Consider the following 2,838-nt stretch of genomic DNA (forward strand, 5'->3'; position numbering starts at 1 on the left):
AACCCACTCTGCTCCGTTCCCTCGTCCTCTCCATGCTCGCCCTGGCTGCCGCCCCGCTGGTCATCGCGCAGCCGCAGCCGGGAGAAGACCAGCCCCCGCCGCCGCCCTCGGGCTGGGGCCTGGGCATCGGCGTCGGCTGGCAGCGGCCAGCGTATGCGGGCGTCGAGAACAAGACGCGGGTGCTGCCGCTGATCAGCTTCGAGAACGAGTACGTGCGCGTGCTCGGCCTCGGTGCCGACCTGAAACTGCCGAGCGCCGGGCCGGTGTCGTTCGCGCTGCGCGCGCGCTATGCGCTGGGCGACGGCTACGAATCGGACGACGCGCCGATCCTCGCCGGCATGGCAGAGCGCAAGCCGAGCTTCTGGCTGGGCGGTGCGGTGCAGTGGCGCACCGAGTACGCCAAGCTGTCGGCCGAACTGGCGGGCGATGCGTCGTCGAACAGCAAGGGCACCGAAGCACGCCTCGGGGTGGAGCGCGACTTCCGCTTCGGGCGCTTCATGTTCACGCCGCGCGTCGCCGCCGTCTGGCGCGACGCGAAGTACGTCGACTACTACTACGGCGTGCGGCCGGAGGAGGCCACCGCGTTCCGCCCGGCCTACGAAGGGCGCGCCACCACCAATGCCGAGGTCGGCCTGCGCACGTTCTACGGCTTCTCGATGCGCGACGGCGCGTTCCTCGACGTCAGCGCCACCGCGCTCGGCTCGAGCATCAAGGACAGCCCGCTGGTCGACCGCCGCACGCTGCCGGCGGTGCGCCTGGGTTACCTTTACCGCTTCTGAACGGAGCCCCGCCCTCGATGAACCGTGTCGTGCTGGTCGAAGACCACACCCGCCTGGCCGCGCTGGTCGGCAAGGCGTTGTCGGGCGCGGGCATCGAGGTGGACGCCTTCCAGCGCATCGAGCCGGCCTGGCATGCGCTGGCCGAGGCCGACTATGCCGCGGTGATCGTCGACCGCGGCCTGCCCGACGGTGACGGGCTCGACCTGGTGCGCCGCCTGCGGACGGCCGGGCGCCGTGTGCCCTGCCTGATGCTGACGGCCCGCGACGCGCTGCACGACCGCGTGACGGGGCTGGAGGCGGGCGCCGACGACTACCTGGCCAAGCCGTTCGCGATGGAAGAGCTGGTGGCCCGCGTGCGGGCGCTGATGCGCCGGCCGGCCCAGCTGCAGAGCCTGTCGCCGGAATTCGGCGACCTGCAGCTGAAACCCGAGGCCGGTTGCATGAGCTGCGCCGGCGAATCGGTGACCTTGCCGCCGGCCGAGTTGCAGATCATGCTGAGCCTGGTGCGCGCCGCCGGGCAGACGGTGCGGCGCAGCGCGATGGAGCGCGCGGCCTGGGGCGTCGACGAGGCGGTCACGCCGAATGCGCTCGACGTGGCGCTGCACCGGCTGCGCAAGAAGCTGCCGGCGATCGGCTCGACGCTGGAGATCGTCAACGTGAGGGGGCACGGCTATGCGCTTCGCGCTGCGGATTCCGTCTAGCCTCGCGGCGCAGTTGCTGCTGGCCGCGAGCGGAGGCCTGGTGGTCGTGATGCTGATGGCCGGTGTCGTGCTGGCCGCGCTGCTGATGCAAGGGCCGGCCGACGCGACGCGCCAAGGACTGGAGGACACCGCGAAGCACCTCGAGCGAGGGCTGCGCTTCGACGCGCAGGGGCGGCCGGTGCAGCTGGTGCTGAGCGACAAGCACCGGGCGATGGTCGACGGCCTGCCGAAGGATTTCAGCTACCGCATCCTGGATGCGTTGGGGCATGTGCTGATGTCCGGCGAGGACGGCCCGGCCGCGCAGGTGCTGGCGATGCAGCCGGTGGCCGGCAGCGAGACCGTCACCGCGGTGCCCACCGGCGAGTACACGCTGCACGTGCTGAACCGGCCGCTGCAGCACGCCGGGGAGGACTACGTGATCCAGGTGGCGCGCAGCGACCGGCTGGAGACGGTGCTGCGCCGGGTCGGCGGCGGCATTTTCGTGAAGGGCGGCGCCGTCGCCGCGGTGCTGGCGGTGTGCGTCTTCACCGGCGTCGTGCTGCTGACGCTGCGMCGCCTGCTGGAGCCGGTGCGGGCCGCGTCGGCCGCGGCGGCGGGCATCGGGCCGCACAACCTGAAGGCGCGGCTGGACGGCTCGCGGCTGCCGCGCGAGCTGTCGCCGCTGATCGAGGCCTTCAACCAGGCGCTGGCACGGCTGGAGACGGGCTACCGCGTGCAGCAGGAGTTCCTGGCCGCGGCCGCGCACGAGCTGAAGACGCCGCTGGCGCTGATCCGCGCCGAGGTCGAGCTGGACGAGCAGGGCGGCGAGCGCCGCGAGTTGCTGCTGAAGGACCTGGATTTCATGGCCCGCCAGGTGCACCAGCTGTTGCACCTGGCCGAGGCCAGCGAGGCGCAGAACTACATTTTCGAGCCGACCGACGTGACGCGCACCGTGACCGATGCGGCCGGCCAGCTGGAGCGGCTGGCCGGGCGGCATGCGGTGGCGCTGCAGGTGGAGCAGCCGGCCGCGCCGGTGCGGCTGCAGGCCGACGCGGGGGCCTTGTTCATCCTGGTGAAGAACCTGGCGGAGAACGCGATCCTGCACTCACCGCCGGGCGCGGTGGTGACGCTGGCCGTCGATGCGCAGGGGCTGCGCGTGCGCGACCAGGGCCCGGGCATCGCGGCGGCCGAGCTGCCGCGGCTGTTCGACCGCTTCTGGCGCGGCAGCGGCAGCGGCCACCAGGGCGCGGGGCTCGGGCTGTCGATCTGCCGCGAGATCGCGCGGGCGCACGGCTGGACGCTGGCCGCGGCGAACGCGCAGGACGGGGCCGAGTTCAGCCTGAGCTTTGCCGAGGCTCAGGGCGCCAGCAGGATGTAGT

Annotated in this window: 3 protein-coding genes; all 3 read left to right on the forward strand. The window is 72.5% G+C overall.

All coding sequences use genetic code 11. The features are described from left to right. Nucleotides 1-32: 32 nt before the first annotated feature. Genes AC1D01_RS28450 through AC1D01_RS28460 form a run of 3 tightly spaced genes read left to right on the forward strand, consistent with a single transcriptional unit; the run spans nt 33 to nt 2,837 of the window. Complete coding sequence (locus AC1D01_RS28450; protein WP_477872390.1) at nt 33-779, forward strand: MipA/OmpV family protein; 747 nt, start codon at nt 33-35, stop codon at nt 777-779. A gap of 17 nt (nt 780-796) precedes the next feature. Further along, on the forward strand, nt 797-1,480 hold the full coding sequence (locus tag AC1D01_RS28455; protein ID WP_477872392.1) for a response regulator transcription factor: 684 nt from the start codon (nt 797-799) through the stop codon (nt 1,478-1,480). Further along, nucleotides 1,452-2,837, forward strand: a complete 1,386-nt coding sequence (locus AC1D01_RS28460) for a sensor histidine kinase (protein WP_477872394.1) — start codon at nt 1,452-1,454, stop codon at nt 2,835-2,837. The genes AC1D01_RS28455 and AC1D01_RS28460 overlap by 29 nt, the downstream gene beginning before the upstream one ends. Nucleotide 2,838 lies beyond the last annotated feature (1 nt).

It is taken from the genome of Rhizobacter sp. P3_B12 (assembly GCF_056402895.1).

Bases quoted from the DNA above. Each gene is read 5' to 3' on its own strand.
- AC1D01_RS28450 (WP_477872390.1), top strand. From the start codon at position 33: ATGCTCGCCCTGGCTGCCGCCCCGCTGGTCATCGCGCAGCCGCAGCCG.
- AC1D01_RS28455 (WP_477872392.1), top strand. From the start codon at position 797: ATGAACCGTGTCGTGCTGGTCGAAGACCACACCCGCCTGGCCGCGCTG.